2 protein-coding genes and 1 pseudogene are annotated in these 1,497 nt (G+C 60.9%); all 3 read left to right on the top strand.

Annotated elements, in window-relative coordinates; all coding sequences use genetic code 11:
* On the top strand, positions 1-388 hold a 388-nt coding region (locus tag EN893_RS33625), incomplete at its 5' end, for a pilus assembly protein (RefSeq protein ID WP_128362160.1).
* A 2-nt stretch (positions 389-390) separates the two neighbouring features.
* On the top strand, positions 391-1,005 hold the full coding sequence (locus EN893_RS33620) for a TadE/TadG family type IV pilus assembly protein (RefSeq protein WP_127268515.1): 615 nt from the start codon (positions 391-393) through the stop codon (positions 1,003-1,005).
* Positions 1,002-1,497: pseudogene (locus EN893_RS33615) on the top strand (pilus assembly protein); the annotation flags it as partial. The gene EN893_RS33620 and the pseudogene EN893_RS33615, both read left to right, overlap by 4 nt.

The following is a 1,497-nucleotide window of genomic DNA, read 5'->3' as shown; positions in this document are numbered from 1 at the left end:
CGAAAAGCTGCTGATGGAAGCCGGGCTTTCGGACGGTGCCCGCTTTGCGGCGCGCTGCAACAGTCAGTTGTACACCAATGCTGGATTGACGATCGACTGCGCCGACATTGCCACCAACATCGCGGTGTTCGGCAACGCGACCGGGACAGCACCCGCGCGCATCGCCGGCTGGCAGAAGGCGAATGTGACGATGACCATCGCCGCCTCAGGCTCTTGTCACGATGCCGTGGTCGCCGGCGTCACTCAATATCGGTCCACCACCGCACAGGTTTGCATCGTCAGGGCGGCGGGCACCTTCGGTTACAGCGGGGTCGGCATACTGTATTTGCTCGGTATCGGGCCGATCACCCTCAATGGCTTTCACGAGGAGCGGTTGATCCGGTTCTGATCATGATCAAGCGTTTCGCAAAATCAGAGGACGGCACGGCGACAGTGGAAATGGCCATTGTCTCGACCCTGCTGTTTGCCCTTGTCTTCGGCTTCGTCGATTTCGGCTATGCATTATATCAGTGGAACTCGGCCACCAAGGCCGTCCAGGCCGGTGCACGGCTAGCCTCAATCTCGGATCCGGTCGCGCCGCAGATTTCCACGGCTGGCCCGACTACGACACCGGGATCTCCCGTTGTCGCGAATTCTTTTGCCTATGTTTGCAATGGCGCAACCTCGACCTGCAGTTGCACAGGTGCCCATTGTGTTGCCGGCGTGTGGTCAGCAACAAATTTCAGCAGAATTTTTGCAGGTGACGACGGAATATGTGGCCCGGTGGCCGGCAGTCGTCCTGGCATGTGCGACTTCGACCCCTTGCTGCTGCCAGCCAATGTCGTCATCCGCTATTCGGCTACGGGACTTGGCTATCAGACGCGAGCCGCAGGAAACGTTCCTACTATTTCAGTCAGCCTCCAAAATGTGAACTTCCAGTTCTTCTTTTTGAGTTTTGCAAACATCACCATGCCCTCCATGCTGAGCACGGTCACGGGCGAAGATCTGAAGAGCACCGCGTCATGAATGCCATCAACACCAAGGTTACGCCGACCAAGCGCAAGCAGGTGGCGCTGTTTTCGTCGGACCCGAATTTCAAGCGCGATGTGGCGACGCGGCTCGATGCGCTGGCGATCTATGACGTCAGGGTTTCCGAGACGAGCGACTTCCTCAAGGGACCGCCGGCCGATACGCGCCCGGGCATCGTCATCCTCGATCTCGGCAATGGCGAGCTGCTCGGCAGGCCCGGCATCGTCGAGGCGCGCGCGCTGTGGGCCAGCGTGCCGCTGATCGCGGTTTCCGACGAGCTGAGCTCGGAGCAGACGCGCGTGCTGGTGCGCATGAACGCCTCGGACTGGCTGCACAAGCCGCTCGACGGCAAGGAGCTGCTCAATGCCGTGACCTTCCACGACACCGGCAACCAGGGAACGAAGAGCCGGATCATCACCTTCATCGGCGCCAGCGGCGGCGCCGGCGCCACGACGCTGGCGCTGTCGGCGGCCGAATTCCTGGCGTCGA

Source organism: Mesorhizobium sp. M7A.F.Ca.CA.004.04.2.1 (assembly GCF_004022825.1).
GTDB lineage: Bacteria > Pseudomonadota > Alphaproteobacteria > Rhizobiales > Rhizobiaceae > Mesorhizobium.
Note: the sequence above shows the minus strand (reverse complement) of the source record. Positions and strands in the feature narration are given on the sequence as shown.